Annotated in this window: 16 protein-coding genes; 9 read left to right on the top strand and 7 right to left on the bottom strand. The window is 61.2% G+C overall.

The features are described from left to right. Positions 1-88: 88 nt before the first annotated feature. The 6 genes from ABQM86_RS11770 (at position 89) to ABQM86_RS11745 (ending at position 8,088) form a co-directional block, all read left to right on the top strand. Positions 89-841, top strand: coding sequence for an MIP/aquaporin family protein (locus ABQM86_RS11770; RefSeq protein WP_207593651.1), 753 nt, complete (start codon positions 89-91; stop codon positions 839-841). A gap of 80 nt (positions 842-921) precedes the next feature. Further along, positions 922-2,436, top strand: a complete 1,515-nt coding sequence (glpK, locus tag ABQM86_RS11765; protein WP_369744498.1) for a glycerol kinase GlpK — start codon at positions 922-924, stop codon at positions 2,434-2,436. Positions 2,437-2,727: 291 nt separating this feature from the next. Further along, positions 2,728-5,256, top strand: coding sequence for a leucine--tRNA ligase (leuS, locus tag ABQM86_RS11760; RefSeq protein ID WP_369744497.1), 2,529 nt, complete (start codon positions 2,728-2,730; stop codon positions 5,254-5,256). 8 nt (positions 5,257-5,264) lie between these two features. Continuing rightward, a complete protein-coding gene (locus ABQM86_RS11755; RefSeq protein ID WP_369744496.1) occupies positions 5,265-6,299 on the top strand; it encodes a DegV family protein in 1,035 nt (344 codons plus the stop codon). A gap of 72 nt (positions 6,300-6,371) precedes the next feature. After that, entirely contained in the window at positions 6,372-7,196 is an 825-nt protein-coding gene (locus ABQM86_RS11750) for a helix-hairpin-helix domain-containing protein (RefSeq protein ID WP_369744495.1), read from the top strand. 19 nt (positions 7,197-7,215) lie between these two features. Further along, positions 7,216-8,088, top strand: a complete 873-nt coding sequence (locus tag ABQM86_RS11745; RefSeq protein WP_369744494.1) for a ComEC/Rec2 family competence protein — start codon at positions 7,216-7,218, stop codon at positions 8,086-8,088. Between the two features lie 408 nt (positions 8,089-8,496). Here the strand turns inward: ABQM86_RS11745 and ABQM86_RS11740 are convergent, their stop codons facing one another. Next, a complete protein-coding gene (locus ABQM86_RS11740; RefSeq protein ID WP_369744493.1) occupies positions 8,497-8,895 on the bottom strand; it encodes a hypothetical protein in 399 nt (132 codons plus the stop codon). A 172-nt stretch (positions 8,896-9,067) separates the two neighbouring features. Between ABQM86_RS11740 and ABQM86_RS11735 the strand changes: the two genes are divergently transcribed. Continuing rightward, complete coding sequence (locus tag ABQM86_RS11735; protein WP_369744492.1) at positions 9,068-10,315, top strand: MFS transporter; 1,248 nt, start codon at positions 9,068-9,070, stop codon at positions 10,313-10,315. A gap of 4 nt (positions 10,316-10,319) precedes the next feature. Here the strand turns inward: ABQM86_RS11735 and ABQM86_RS11730 are convergent, their stop codons facing one another. Together ABQM86_RS11730 and ABQM86_RS11725 are read right to left on the bottom strand one after the other, a co-directional pair. Continuing rightward, positions 10,320-10,775, bottom strand: coding sequence for a hypothetical protein (locus ABQM86_RS11730; protein ID WP_369744491.1), 456 nt, complete (start codon positions 10,773-10,775; stop codon positions 10,320-10,322). A gap of 17 nt (positions 10,776-10,792) precedes the next feature. Further along, on the bottom strand, positions 10,793-11,164 hold the full coding sequence (locus tag ABQM86_RS11725; RefSeq protein ID WP_369744490.1) for a hypothetical protein: 372 nt from the start codon (positions 11,162-11,164) through the stop codon (positions 10,793-10,795). Between the two features lie 130 nt (positions 11,165-11,294). Here ABQM86_RS11725 and ABQM86_RS11720 point away from each other — a divergent pair, with 130 nt between their 5' ends. Together ABQM86_RS11720 and ABQM86_RS11715 are read left to right on the top strand one after the other, a co-directional pair. Beyond that, positions 11,295-11,594 carry a DUF4193 domain-containing protein gene (locus ABQM86_RS11720; RefSeq protein ID WP_369744489.1) on the top strand — a complete coding sequence of 100 codons (300 nt, stop codon included), beginning with the start codon at positions 11,295-11,297 and terminating at the stop codon, positions 11,592-11,594. Between the two features lie 118 nt (positions 11,595-11,712). Continuing rightward, positions 11,713-11,895, top strand: coding sequence for a DUF1508 domain-containing protein (locus tag ABQM86_RS11715; protein WP_089594583.1), 183 nt, complete (start codon positions 11,713-11,715; stop codon positions 11,893-11,895). A gap of 116 nt (positions 11,896-12,011) precedes the next feature. Here ABQM86_RS11715 and ABQM86_RS11710 read toward each other — a convergent pair whose 3' ends face one another. The 4 genes from ABQM86_RS11710 to ABQM86_RS11695 all read right to left on the bottom strand — a co-directional run bounded on the left by ABQM86_RS11710 (position 12,012) and on the right by ABQM86_RS11695 (position 13,375). Continuing rightward, positions 12,012-12,356: a hypothetical protein gene (locus ABQM86_RS11710; protein WP_369744488.1), complete on the bottom strand. Its 345-nt coding sequence runs from the start codon at positions 12,354-12,356 to the stop codon at positions 12,012-12,014. 79 nt (positions 12,357-12,435) lie between these two features. Beyond that, positions 12,436-12,783 carry a hypothetical protein gene (locus tag ABQM86_RS11705; protein ID WP_369744487.1) on the bottom strand — a complete coding sequence of 116 codons (348 nt, stop codon included), beginning with the start codon at positions 12,781-12,783 and terminating at the stop codon, positions 12,436-12,438. A 2-nt stretch (positions 12,784-12,785) separates the two neighbouring features. Next, positions 12,786-13,064, bottom strand: a complete 279-nt coding sequence (locus tag ABQM86_RS11700) for a hypothetical protein (protein ID WP_369744486.1) — start codon at positions 13,062-13,064, stop codon at positions 12,786-12,788. After that, complete coding sequence (locus ABQM86_RS11695; protein ID WP_369744485.1) at positions 13,061-13,375, bottom strand: colicin immunity domain-containing protein; 315 nt, start codon at positions 13,373-13,375, stop codon at positions 13,061-13,063. The genes ABQM86_RS11700 and ABQM86_RS11695 overlap by 4 nt, the downstream gene beginning before the upstream one ends. Between the last annotated feature and the right edge of the window lie 28 nt (positions 13,376-13,403).

The following is a 13,403-nucleotide window of genomic DNA, read 5'->3' as shown; positions in this document are numbered from 1 at the left end:
ACACCGGGACGGTTCCGGAGAGCGGAACCGTCCCAAACGGCCTCTTCACCCGCGAGGGGGCTGATAACAGAAAAATGAGGAGTCAAAGATGTCTCTTGGAATTGTTTTCCTTTCCGAAGTATTCGGAACCATGATGCTGACCCTGTTGGGTTGCGGCGTCGTGGCAAACGTTGCGCTCAAAGGCACCAAGGGCAACAACGCTGGATTCTTGATGGTGACGTGGGGCTGGGGTATTGCGGTCTTCGCGGGCGTTTTCGTGGCTGCAAAGTCCGGTGCGCACCTGAACCCGGCCGTGACGTTGGGCCTGCTGGTCAACGGCAAGGCAGAGTATGCCCCGGACGTAGCCGTCACCTTCGCGTCCACCCTGACGTACTTCGGCGCTGAACTGCTGGGTGCCTTCCTGGGTGCGGTTGTCTGCTGGCTCGCATACAAGCAGCACTTCGATGAAGAACCCCTGGCAGCCAACAAGCTGGGTACTTTCTCCACCGGTCCCGCCATCCGTTCCACCCCGTGGAACCTCGTCACAGAGATCATCGGCACTTTCGTCCTGGTCTTCGTCATCCTGACCTTCGGCGGTACCCCCTCAGGACTCGGCCCGCTGGCCGTGGCACTGCTCGTTGTCGGTATCGGCGTTTCCCTCGGTGGCCCCACCGGTTACGCCATCAACCCTGCACGTGACCTCGGCCCCCGCATCGCGCACGCCCTCCTTCCCATCAAGGGCAAGGGCAGCAGCGACTGGGCCTACTCCTGGATCCCCATTGTTGGACCGCTGGTTGGCGGCGCACTTGCGGGCGTCGTAGCTCTGTGGGTTCCCGACATCATGCCTGCGGTCGCCGGCTGATCCTGCCCGTACCAACCGCACACACCCTCAATCACCACTGAGTAACCAGCAACGACCATCACTAAGACAAGGACGTCACCATGAATCAATACGTCATCGCCATTGATCAGGGCACCACCAGCTCCCGCGCCATCGTGTTCGACCACTCCGGCAACATCGTCTCCACCGGCCAGATGGAACACGAGCAGATCTTCCCGCAGGCTGGCTGGGTTGAGCACAACCCCGCCGAAATCTGGAACAACACCCGGGAAGTTATTGCCTCCGCCCTGTCCAAGGCGAACCTGACGCGGCACGACATCGCCGCCGTCGGAATCACCAACCAGCGTGAAACTGCGGTTGTCTGGGACAAGAACACCGGTGAGGCTGTCTATAACGCCATCGTCTGGCAGGACACCCGCACCCAGCCGATCGTGGACCAGTTAGCCCAGGACGGCGGGCTCGAACGCTTCAAGCAAAAGGTGGGCCTGCCACTGGCCACCTACTTCTCCGGCACCAAGATCAAGTGGATCCTGGACAACGTCGACGGTGCCCGCGAACGTGCGGAAGCCGGCGACCTCCTGTTCGGCAACACCGACGCCTGGGTTCTGTGGAACCTGACCGGAGGTGTGGACGGCGGCGTCCATGTCACCGATGTCACCAACGCATCCCGCACCCTCTTCATGGACCTCGAGACGCTCCAATGGGACCAGGAAATCCTGGACGTCTTTGGCGTTCCTGCCTCCATGATGCCGGCCATCAAGTCCTCCTCCGAGGTCTACGGCCAGGTCCACACCTCCCAGCTCCTTCGGGAAACTCCGGTAGCAGGCATCCTGGGCGACCAGCAGGCGGCCACCTTCGGCCAGGCAGCCTTCCAGGCCGGCGAAGCGAAGAACACCTACGGCACAGGCTGCTTCCTGATCTTCAACACTGGCGAGGAAATTGTTCACTCCAAGAACGGCCTCCTCACCACGTTGGGATACAAGCTGGGCGACGCCAAGCCGCACTACGCCCTGGAAGGTTCCATCGCGGTCACCGGTTCCTTGATCCAGTGGCTCCGCGACAACCTGGGCATGATCAGCTCCGCTCCGGAAGTTGAGGACTTGGCTGCGGGTGTCAAGGACAACGGTGGCGTGTACATCGTCCCCGCCTTCTCCGGCCTCTTCGCGCCGTACTGGCGCGCGGACGCCCGCGGCGCCATCGTCGGCCTGACCCGTTTCGCCAACAAGGGCCACATTGCCCGCGCCGCGCTGGAAGCAACTGCCTTCCAGACCCGCGAGGTGCTGGACGCCGTCAACGCGGACTCGGGTGTTCCGCTCACCGAGTTGAAGGTCGACGGCGGCATGGTCGCCAACGAGGCACTCATGCAGTTCCAGGCAGACATCCTGGGCGTACCGGTGGTCCGTCCCAAGGTGGTGGAAACCACGGCCCTCGGCGCTGCCTACGCGGCGGGTCTCGCCGTCGGATTCTGGAAGGACCTGGGTGAGCTCAGCGCCAACTGGAACGAAGACACGCGCTGGGAACCGCAGCTGCCGGCAGAAGAGCAGGAGCGTCAGCTGCGGCTCTGGAAGAAGGCAGTGACCAAATCAATGGACTGGGTCGACGAGGACGTTAAGTAGTCTGACCTCGACAGAGGTTCCGGGGACTCCCGCCCGCCCGCTTCGCGGTGCCCGCCACACCATGGCGCGGAGTCCCCGGAACCTCTTGGGCGTACGGACGTCTTGCACCCGGCCCACGGGTTTGGTGGGGTAAGGTATTTGTATGCGTGAGATCCTTCTGCTTAGCTAGCCGCCCGGCTTTTATCAGCCGTGCGGCCGCCCCTCCATTGTTGAGGGGCTTTTGTGTGTCCGGGGCAATCCGGGACCGCAGCAGGAGGCAAAACCGCCATCGAAGAACAGAAGAGGGCAGCAGTGAGCGTTCAGCCGGAGACAGAGACCGGAACAGCACAGACAGCCGCAGCTGAAGCGCCTGAAGAGGGCGTCTACAGCTTCGCGGCGATGGAAGCCAAGTGGCCGCAAGTCTGGGAAGACCTCAAGGTCTTCACGCCTGCCGACGACGGTTCGCGGGAACGGCGCTACGTGCTGGACATGTTCCCCTACCCTTCCGGTGACCTGCACATGGGCCACGCCGAAGCATTCGCGATGGGCGACGTGGTGGCGCGATACCTGCGCCAGAAGGGCTTCGACGTCCTGCACCCCATCGGTTGGGACTCTTTCGGCCTCCCCGCGGAGAACGCCGCGATCAAGCGCAACGCGCACCCCAGCGAGTGGACCTACGCGAACATCGACACCCAGGCGGCGTCGTTCAAGCGATACGCCATCTCCGCCGACTGGTCCCGGCGCATCCACACCTCGGATCCCGAGTACTACCGGTGGACGCAGTGGCTGTTCAAGCGCTTCTACGAGCGCGGATTGGCCTACCGCAAGGATTCGCCGGTCAACTGGTGCCCCAAGGACCTCACCGTCCTGGCGAACGAACAGGTTGTCAACGGCGCCTGTGAACGCTGCGGCACACCCGTCACCAAGAAGTCGCTGAACCAGTGGTACTTCAAGATCACCGACTACGCTGACCGCTTGCTGGAGGACATGGACCAGCTGCAAGGCCACTGGCCCGAGCGTGTCCTGGCCATGCAGCGCAACTGGATCGGCCGCTCTGAAGGCGCGCACGTGCGGTTCGTCATCGAAGCCACGGAAGAGCGTGCCGAGCGCGAAGTAGCGGTCTTCACTACCCGTCCTGACACTCTCTATGGCGCAACGTTCTTTGTTGTTGCAGCAGATGCGCATCTGGCGCTGGACCTGGTGACTCCGGAACAGCACGACGAACTCATGGCGTACCGCGAAAAGGTCAAGGCGCTCTCCGAAATTGAGCGCCAGTCCACCGAGCGCGAGAAGACCGGCGTCTTCACCGGCCGTTACGCCATCAACCCGCTCAACGGCGAGAAGCTCCCGGTATGGGCCGCTGATTACGTGTTGGCCGACTACGGTACGGGTGCCATCATGGCCGTGCCTGCGCATGACCAGCGCGACCTCGACTTCGCCAAGGCCTTCAACCTGCCCGTCCGGGCAGTGGTGGAAACAGGCGCCGAAGATCCCGCAGAGACCGGCGTGGCCACTGCCGGCGAAGGCACACTGAAGAACTCCGGCGACTTGGACGGCTTGTCCAAGTCCGAGGGCATTCCGGCAGCGATCGAGATCCTCGAGAAGCTGGGAACCGGCGAAAAATTCGTCAACTTCCGTTTGCGTGACTGGCTGCTGAGCCGTCAGCGTTTCTGGGGTACGCCCATCCCCATCATCCACTGCGGCGAATGTGGCGAAGTTCCCGTCCCCGATGACCAGTTGCCCGTCAGGTTGCCCGATAACCTGCGGGGTGAGGCGCTCTCGCCCAAGGGGACCTCCCCGTTGGCCGCCGCCGTCGAGTGGGTCAATGTTGAGTGCCCCAACTGCGGCCGCGCTGCGCAGCGCGATACCGACACCATGGATACGTTCGTTGACTCGTCCTGGTACTTCCTGCGCTTCGTGTCCCCGGACTACACCGAGGGCCCGTTCGATCCTGAAAAGATCAACAACTGGATGCCGGTCGGGCAGTACGTAGGTGGCGTTGAGCACGCCATCCTGCACCTGCTGTACGCCCGCTTCTTCACCAAGGTCATCAAGGACATCGGCCTGATCGAAACCAATGAACCGTTCTCGGCGCTGCTCAACCAGGGCCAGGTGCTCAACGGCGGCAAGGCCATGAGCAAGTCCCTCGGCAACGGTGTGGACCTCGGCGAGCAGTTGGACAAGTTCGGCGTCGACGCCGTGCGCCTCACCATGGTCTTCGCCTCCCCGCCGGAAGACGACGTCGACTGGGCCGACGTTTCGCCGTCGGGTTCTGCCAAGTTCCTGGCCCGGGCCTGGCGGCTTGGCCAGGACGTCAGCAGCGAGCCGGGTGTGGATCCGGCTGCTGGCGACCGCGTACTGCGCACTGTCACGCACAAGACCATCGCCGATGCCGCGGAACTGTTGGACAACAACAAGTTCAACGTCGTGGTGGCCCGCCTGATGGAGTTGGTGAACGCGACCCGCAAGACCATTGATTCCGGCGCAGGTGCCGCAGACCCCGCCGTACGCGAAGCGGTGGAAGCCGTAGCGGTCATCCTGAGCCTGTTTGCTCCGTACACAGCCGAGGACCTGTGGAACACCCTGGGCCACCCTGCTTCCGTAGCGAATGCAGGCTGGCCGAAGCACGACGAAGCATTGCTGGTGCAGGATACCGTCACCGCTGTGGTTCAGGTGCAGGGCAAGGTTCGCGATCGCCTGGAAGTGTCGCCTGACATCACTGAGGACGCCTTGCGGGAACTTGCCCTGGCTTCGGAAAACGTCCAGCGTGCCATGGACGGTCGCGGCATCCGGACCGTGATCGTCCGGGCACCTAAACTGGTGAACATCGTCCCCGCCTAGCAGGGACAATGCGGCCGCCGGCAGTCTGCCGGCGGCCGGCCATCATCTTTGGAGGTTGCGTGCCTGAGCGAGAACCACCCGCATGGATATGGCTCAAGGAAAGAGTGGCGCGCCTTAGGCAGCCCACTGCGCCGGTCCCAGCAGATGACGTACCGTTGGCCGCCGTCGTCAAGACAGCAGTCGTCACGGATTCGGCGGCTGCGCTTCCCTCGGACTGGGTCTCGGCGTTTACCGCCGACGGACGGCTCGCTGTTGTTCCCATGCCCGTCATGGTGGGGAACGAAATTTATGGCGAGGGCGAAGACGACATCACCCAGACTTTATCGCTGGCCCTGGCCTCGGGTGCCTCGGTGAAAACGTCCCGGCCATCACCCGGACAATTCGAGCAGGCCTACCTCGCTGCCCAGCGTCGCGGTTTCGAGTCAGTGGTGTCCATCCACATTTCGTCCGAGCTCTCCGGAACCGCCGATGCTGCCCGACTGGCTGCGGCCCGCGTCAGCATTCCGGTGGAAGTGGTGGACTCCCGCACGGTGGGCATGGCGCAGGGCATGGGGGTCCAAAGTGCCGTGGTTGCTGCTGCCGATGGGCAAGAGGCTGCCGAAGTCCGTGGTTTCGCCGAGCGGCGCATGGAGCGCACCAAGGTCTACTTCTACGTGCCCAGCCTGGAACAGCTACGCCGTGGTGGGCGGATCGGTGCCGCAGCGTCCCTGTTGGGTACGGTCCTCGCCATCAAGCCCATCCTGGCCGTCGACGGCGGCAAGATCGTTCCGCTGGAAAAGGTCAGGTCCGCCGTGCGCGCCGTGGCTCGCTTGGAGGAGATCGTTGCAGCGGATGTTGCTTCCCGCCCGGCCGGACAGCAGCGCCTGGCAGTACACCACTTTGGCAACCAGATGGAGGCCGAAGCCCTGGCCGCCCGGCTGAACGAGAAATGCCCCGACTGCCCGCCGCCACAAATCAGTGCCTTGCCTGCCGTCCTGGCGGCTCATGCCGGCCTGGGGGTTCTGGCCGTCATTGTGGGGGAGAGCAGCACTCCAACGGAATGATCATCCGGCTGTTTATCCACATAGCCCATGTGGGGCGGACTGACCCTGCGGCGCCGGCCATAAGCTCATTTCATGCCACGCTGGAACCGGGATTCGTCCCTAGATGCCGCAGCGACGGCAGCACGGCAGCGCTTTACCTCCCGATTGGCCGGAGAGACCCTGGCTTCTCCGCTGTTGGAGTTGCCGGACAATTATCCTTCTGTTCCAGTTGGCGACGAGGAAGACCCCGGAGACCTCCTTCGCAGATCCCGTCTTCGATGGCGTGCCCCTTGGCGCGCAGCGGTACTCCTGGCGGTGGTAGGGGCAGGCCTCATCGCGTGGCATTTATGGCAGTCTTCCCTGGGCCAGCCAACATCAGAACCGTTGGATTCTTCCACGTCTGTTGGTCCCGTTGTGCCGGGTTCGTCAGAATCGCCGCAACCAGTGGGTTCGGAGTCCCAGGGGAGCCTGATTGTTCACGTGGCGGGGGCCGTGCAGCAGCCCGGCGTCGTCACTTTGCCGCTGGGTAGCCGCGTCTTCCAGGCCATTGAGGCCGCCGGGGGTGCAGCGCCAAACGCCGAACTCGGCGGGCTGAACCTTGCCGAGGTGCTCAGCGATGGAGCCAAGGTTGCCGTTCCAGTAGCGGGGGAAGCCCCGCGGGGCGCCCCGTCTGCGATTGCTGGCAGTACTGGCACTGGCAGTTCCAGCGGCGGGGCCACGAAGGTCAACATTAACACTGCCACTTTGGAGGAGTTGGGGACATTGCCCCGGGTGGGGCCCGTCACTGCCCAGCGGATTCTGGACTGGCGGAAAGACCATGGACCGTTCGCCTCGGTGGACGAACTGGATGCCATTGATGGGATTGGGCCCAAGCTCATGGAGTCCCTCAAAGACCTTGTGACGGTGGAGGGTGGCTGAGTCCGTGGGAGGTCCGGAAGTGGGAAAACGCATAGACCTGAGGCTCGTGCCGGTGGTGGTGGTGACGTGGTCTGCAGCGCTGGCAGGTGGCCGCATGGATGCGGTCTGGTCGGCTGTGGTGGCGGTTGCACTGGGCTTGTTTGGCGGAGTGTTCCTGGTGGTGGGGCATCGCCAGGGGCCGTCCGGAGTGCGGCCCCGAACACTGTGGGCCACCCTGGCCCTCGCGTGTGTCCTGGGCGCCGCTGTTGCGGTTCATTGTGCTGTCATCGCCGACAACCGTGAGAACGGACCACTGGCCCCGGCGATGTCCGCCGATGAGGGGGTCGTCGTTCACCTTCTCATTACGGGCAGCCCCACACCGGCGCCTGCACCTGCGCCTTCAAGTGACGACAGGTGGATGGTGGATGCGGGTCTGGTTCATCTCACGTCCAAGGGAAACGTGATACGTGGAACTGCCGGCATCGTTGTGTCGGGCGGTGCTGCCTGGCGGAATGTACGGGCGGGGCAGAGAGTCAGAACAACCGGAACGCTGAAACAGGTGCGGGAAGGGCAATCCGAAGCTGCGCTTCTCAGCGCGTCCTCTGACCCCGTCGTTACCGGATCCGGGTTCGATGCCCGACAGGCAGCGGCCGACGTGCGGAAAGGGTTTGTCTCCGCTGCTGACTGGCTGCCTCCGGACGCGTCCGGGCTGCTCCCTGGAATGGTGACGGGCGATACCAGCGCGCTGCCGGAAAGCCTGGAGGCGGCAATGAAGACTACGGGAATGACTCACTTGACGGCGGTCTCGGGTGCCAAAGTGTTCTATGGGGTAATGGGTGTGTTCATTGGCCCGCGGGCCACCTTTCCCTTGGCTGACCACGTTCTTGGCCTAGGCATGACACACCCCTGTTAGTAACAATGATTGGTTGTTTGGGCGTCTGAGCAACCTTTCCCCGCACCCGGCCCGCCCCTCTGGCCGGCTCCAGCAGCGGCTGAGAATGGCAAGGCCTGCTGAGCAGCGGTTTTGACTTCGACCTGATGGGTCTCAATGAAGTCTCGCCGCACGCAACGGAGTGCGACCATTGATCCTTAAGCGAATCGAGAAGGCCAGCTACATGGTTATCGCTTTACTGCTGCCGTGGCGAAGATCTGGCCGGTCAGGCTCTAGGAGCTTGACGATCCAAGTGCAATGCGGGTTGATCTGGATGCTTTGTCCGGGTCATGTGTACCTGCTGTGGCTGTCGGCCGTGGTCAAGCAGCTGTTGGAAGGCACAAGATAGGCAGGGCCTGAAATTCAGACCCTGCCTATCTTCGTCAGTGGTTAGGCCACCTTGCGGAAGTGGTCAACTTCGACGTCACTCTCGTTGACACCAAAGCCGGCAAACATGCGCAGGTGGTGCTTGCCAAGGTAGATGTCCTTCTTCTCTTCGAAGAAGTCCATGTCATACCAGACAACTCCGAAGTCAACCTTGCCGCCTTCGACACCCTGTCGGGTCTCAGCCTCAACGAACGTCCAGTCGTAGGCCGCCGGCGTCTCTGCCAGACGGTCATCGGACGCAGCCAGCTCAGCCAGGCACTTCTCCATGGCGGCATCTGATGGGACTGTGATGGAAATCTTGGAGTGGGCGACAGCCTTGCGGCCACGGATGCGGCTGGGTACTGATCCGCCCATAGCCACGATCTCGCGCTTCACATTGGTGTAGTCCATTACGTCTGTCATGTGCGTTCCTAACGGTTGATGAAAGTGAGCCAACCGGCCCCCCAGAGGAAGGCTAGGAGACAGAACTCAAGTTAGTCAAAGAAATTGACTAACTTTCGATATGACAATTTCGTTTCTGAAAAAGCATGTAGAGTTCGGCTCGATGGTCATCCATTGAGAGAGTTGAGATTGAGTGAAAACCCTGAAATCCCGGACCGGCAGCGGTGTGAAGTTGAACCTCCTGGCATTCAGCCAGGGCCTGTCCAGCGTGGGCGCGTCCATGACGACTGTGGCGCTGATGCTGGCCTTCCAGAGCGCTGGTGCATCGACCTGGACTGTGACATTGCTGTTGGTGTTGAGCCTTCTTCCCAGCGTGGTGTTGGGGCCTCTTGTCGCGCCGTGGCTTGACCGCATCGAGACCACGAAGATCCTCTCAACGACGCTGACGCTGCGTGGTTGCATTGGCATAGCGATTGCGTTTACCTCCGATGTCACTGGGTTGCTGGTACTTCTTGGGGTGGCCTCGGTTGTCTCTGTGATCGATGGTCCGGCCATGACCCTCCTCGTTCCAAAGGTCCAAAAACCAGGTGCTGAGCCGATGACGGCTTTTGCGCGAATGGAGACGTTCCGCAGCATGGGCATCGTCTTGGGTCCGTTGTTGGCCGGTGTTCTCGTGGACCAACTTGGTAGCCGCATCGTGCTGCTGATCGACGCGGGTTCATTCCTGCTTGTCGCCGCGGTCATCGTGCTGCTCGGAGTGCGTAGGTATCCGCCCGAGAACAAGCGTCCGACACAGCCCTCATGGTTCAAGCAAGTTGCCGCAGGCCCGCAATCTGTGGGCAAAGACGCTCTCGTGAGAACAGCGACGCTCTCTCTTGCCGGCGCGATCATCTTCACTGCGCTCTTGACGGTGGCTCAAATCTACTTCGTCCGCACTGATCTCCAGGCCTCGGCCACCATTTACGGCGGCATAGTTGCTGTTCATGCGCTGGGCAGGTTCCTGGCGGCGACGTTCGTTGCCCCGAAGGTTCCGGTGGCTCAACAGCCCAGGATGTTGTTCTGGTCCGGCATGCTCATGGGAGCGGCTCTGCTCACGGTGGCACTGGGACACAGCATCGTCCTGGCCTTTGTGGGCTTCTTGCTCACCGGCGCTGCCAACTCGTTGCAGGCCCTGGCAATCAGGAGCATCGTCCATGACCGGCTTGACCATTCCATACTTGGTCGGGCGTTTTCCTCGATCGGTGCCCTGAATAACGGAGCTACGCTTCTCGGGGCCACAGCAGGTGCTCCACTTGTGGCGCTGTTGGGAGGTGCCGGGACTCTGGCTGTGGCCGGGATCGGCACGATGGCAGCAACCCTTGCCGCTGCGCCGGGATTGATCCGCAAAGCTGCGCCGAAGGACGCAGCGGCAGATGTCGGGAAGAAGCAGCCCGTCGCTTAGGAACCTATAAGCCGTCGGCCGGCACCGGCTGGCTTTTGGCAAGCAGGGAATAACGCTCACATGCCACCTGAATCATCTCCGCAGCTGAGGTCATCACGAGCGCCAGATTCGCGTAGCTGAGGGTAATTCTGTATTCAGCGCCAAGGTCGGTAGCTGATCTTGCGATCTCGGTGAGTTCATTGCTCATCAGGGTGGCCCACTGCTTTCCGTGGGCATGTCCGCTGCAGAGCTGCCAGGCGCCCAGCCACGAGATGCCTGGTTCTTTGTGAAGGCGCTCCAGGCTTTTCAGCATCGATGTTGTTGGTGGCATCTTGTTCCTGGTGACGTCGAAGGTTCCAATGCCTGCTTTATCGGCCACATCCTGCATTCGCGCCCTGTAGTTCCGGTTCCACTGATGGGCAGGGAGGTTCAGTTCCTGGCGGAACTGAAAAGCCAGATGAATCTCGCTCATCTGGGCCATGATGCGGCGCTTGACTCTCAATTTGAGTTGGCAGGCTCAAGCAGCCACAGCGCGCAGGCGGCCGAATCGAGGGCGTTGCGGATCAAGGTGTAAGGGCCGTAGGGTCCCGAGGTGACGTGGATGTTCTCTTCATCCTCGTCCACCATCATCTGACGCAGGCTCTGGAGGCAACCGAAGGCTACGACGAGCTGGGCGTACGCGAATTGAGAGTTGGGAAACGACTGCAGGGCGGCATCGTCGCAGCTGAGCGGCGAGTTGGCCTGAACAGTGCTGTATTGGCTCAACGTGGCTTCCCATTCGCGGAAGCTGGCGAATGCATTCAGGACTCTGCTGACTGCGGCCTTCTCTGCTTCATCGGTCACAGCTTCGGGGTCGGTGAATGAGGTCATAGGGAGAATCTAGTGCAGGTTGGGCTTTGTACTGTTGATGGGACCTCAGGCCCGTCGGCTTCGTGGAATTTTCCAGTGATGGTGTAGGTTGCAGTCGAAGATCCCAAAGGTAGAGGAGAAAACGAACATAGTGGCAGCTGATTACGACGAGGTCAGGTCCGACGTCAAGGAGTCTCAGGAGAGCTCGCTCGATGACGTGAAGTCAGCCAATGCGCCTGATGCGCGCAGTGTTGTGCTGGAGCTCGATCAGGCTGATGGTCTCGACCAGGAAGGCCCCGGCGGCGAGATCATTGCTGAAGAGCTGGTGGTCCAGGTGATTCCGCCGGCGGCTGATGAATTTACCTGCTTCTCGTGTTTCCTGGTCCGGCACCGTTCGCAGATCGCACGCGAGAAGGACGGCCACGCGTACTGCGTGGAGTGCGAAGGCTAAGAAAGTCCTGAGCGTGACTCCCGTGCAAAACAGTTTCCGGCAGTTAGTATGACGGTGTTCAAGCACTTCGCCGGTACGTTCGCTCTATGGGAGCGACATTGTTGCCGGAGGATCACGCATGGCAGGAAAGTACGAAATCTATACTGACAAATCCCAGGGCTTTCGTTTTCGACTGAAGGCTGGAAACGGCGAAGTCATCGCCACCAGCGAGTCGTACACAACGAAAGCGGCTGCCCAGAAGGGCATTGATTCCGTCAAGACCAACGCACAGTCAGTCGTAGTGGATCTGACTGACAAATAGAGCTCGAAACTGAGCCATCATTTCTGATTACCCCGGGGCCTCCGATGCTCCGGGGTAATTTTTTCGTTGGCTCAGGCGCAGTGTGACCGAGAGCGTTAGCCGTGCCTCTCCGACGCTCATGGGGCAGTGAAAAAGAATGAACTTGCTTCCTTTGTCGCTGAGAACCTCACTGACACTGCCCCAGGGGCGGGTACCGTCCAGACGTCATCAGTGCCAAGCAGTTCGAATGCCATGTCGTCGGGTATTTTGCTCATCTCTCCGTAGGGCTCCTGGCAGTAATAAAGCCCGACAAGTTCCATGGACAGCAGATGAGCGACGATCTTTGCTGCCTCGATCTTCAGGTCCTCGTCGCTGGCTGAAGGTCTGATAGCTCTCAGTTCCCACGGGCACTCCCAGAGTCCCGAGTAGTCTTCAACTGCTTGCCACAGAAGGACGCGCTGGGCTGGGGACAGGTCATTCATTGATCTCGGGCTTCCTTCCAGGAAATGCGATCTGACCGGGGGAGAGATGGTCACTCTCATGCCAGGGTTACGCCAGGCATCAGAGCGGGGTTGCCGGGTCCTCGTCCACACGTGCCAGGTACACCCACCAAATACCCCCACTGGCACCTGGATGGACTTTGCATTCCTTTCGAATTTCATAGGTATACTCCACCTCTACGTTCTGACCAACATTGGCCTCCAGTTCGCTGAGTATGTCGTCCATGTCCGTCTGATCGTCAGCGGATACCTCAGTGAGCTGGAACAGCAGCTTGATCTTGACACCGCGGATCTCCACACCGACGGCGAGTGCATGTTCGGGGATGAGGCCGAGAGTTGCGCGCACCGTCTGGGTGACGATGTAGGTCTCCCATTGGGGTGCTCGTTGCAGATTCTCCGGTGACGGCATGCTCACAGTGTGGATCCTCGGCTCTCCATGGCTGTGCGTAATCCATCCAACAGCCAGATTGCCGCCGGGCGTTGTTCTTCCTGCAGCATCGTGAATTGGACCAGCTCCATGTCTGCCTCTGCCGTTCGGGCGAGCTCAGACAGGCCTGTGCCGTCGTTCTCAAACAATGAGGCTGCTGAGCCCAGCGCGGCTTGGACCTCGTCCAAGGAGATCAGACCGTCTTCGAAGTCTTGGATCGCCTTGGAAACACGGGACACAACCTTGGTGTTGTAGGAGTTCATTTCGTCGCCAGTTTCCTGAGTTCGCTGAACGACTGTGCTGCTCTGCTTCTTAGTTCGTTCTCATCGACGTCGTTGTCACGAAGAAGCGGATCCCGGTTGTAGTCATCGACCGCGTAGAACAGCTGATCGAGAACCCTGTAGGTTTCCTGAGGCCACTTGGTGGAGTCGTTCTTGTAGACCGGCAGGAAGAGCACTTCAAATTCATCTGCGCTGATGCGGTTCCGGGCCAGCAACTGCAGCAACACCGCGTACGGCGCGACGTTGGGATCCCAGTCCCACCACCAAGGTGTCTCGGTTTCAGTAATTGCCACGGTTGATCAGCTTCCCCCTCTTGTCCTG

It is taken from the genome of Paenarthrobacter sp. AMU7 (assembly GCF_041200195.1).
Taxonomy (GTDB): Bacteria; Actinomycetota; Actinomycetes; order Actinomycetales; family Micrococcaceae; genus Arthrobacter.
This window is presented reverse-complemented; position numbering and strand designations above follow the sequence as displayed.

Bases quoted from the DNA above. Each gene is read 5' to 3' on its own strand.
- ABQM86_RS11710 (WP_369744488.1), bottom strand. From the start codon at position 12,356: ATGAATGACCTGTCCCCAGCCCAGCGCGTCCTTCTGTGGCAAGCAGTT.
- ABQM86_RS11750 (WP_369744495.1), top strand. From the start codon at position 6,372: ATGCCACGCTGGAACCGGGATTCGTCCCTAGATGCCGCAGCGACGGCA.
- ABQM86_RS11700 (WP_369744486.1), bottom strand. From the start codon at position 13,064: ATGAACTCCTACAACACCAAGGTTGTGTCCCGTGTTTCCAAGGCGATC.
- glpK (WP_369744498.1), top strand. From the start codon at position 922: ATGAATCAATACGTCATCGCCATTGATCAGGGCACCACCAGCTCCCGC.
- ABQM86_RS11715 (WP_089594583.1), top strand. From the start codon at position 11,713: ATGGCAGGAAAGTACGAAATCTATACTGACAAATCCCAGGGCTTTCGT.
- ABQM86_RS11755 (WP_369744496.1), top strand. From the start codon at position 5,265: ATGCGGCCGCCGGCAGTCTGCCGGCGGCCGGCCATCATCTTTGGAGGT.
- ABQM86_RS11740 (WP_369744493.1), bottom strand. From the start codon at position 8,895: ATGACAGACGTAATGGACTACACCAATGTGAAGCGCGAGATCGTGGCT.
- ABQM86_RS11705 (WP_369744487.1), bottom strand. From the start codon at position 12,783: ATGCCGTCACCGGAGAATCTGCAACGAGCACCCCAATGGGAGACCTAC.
- ABQM86_RS11725 (WP_369744490.1), bottom strand. From the start codon at position 11,164: ATGACCTCATTCACCGACCCCGAAGCTGTGACCGATGAAGCAGAGAAG.
- ABQM86_RS11770 (WP_207593651.1), top strand. From the start codon at position 89: ATGTCTCTTGGAATTGTTTTCCTTTCCGAAGTATTCGGAACCATGATG.
- ABQM86_RS11730 (WP_369744491.1), bottom strand. From the start codon at position 10,775: ATGGCCCAGATGAGCGAGATTCATCTGGCTTTTCAGTTCCGCCAGGAA.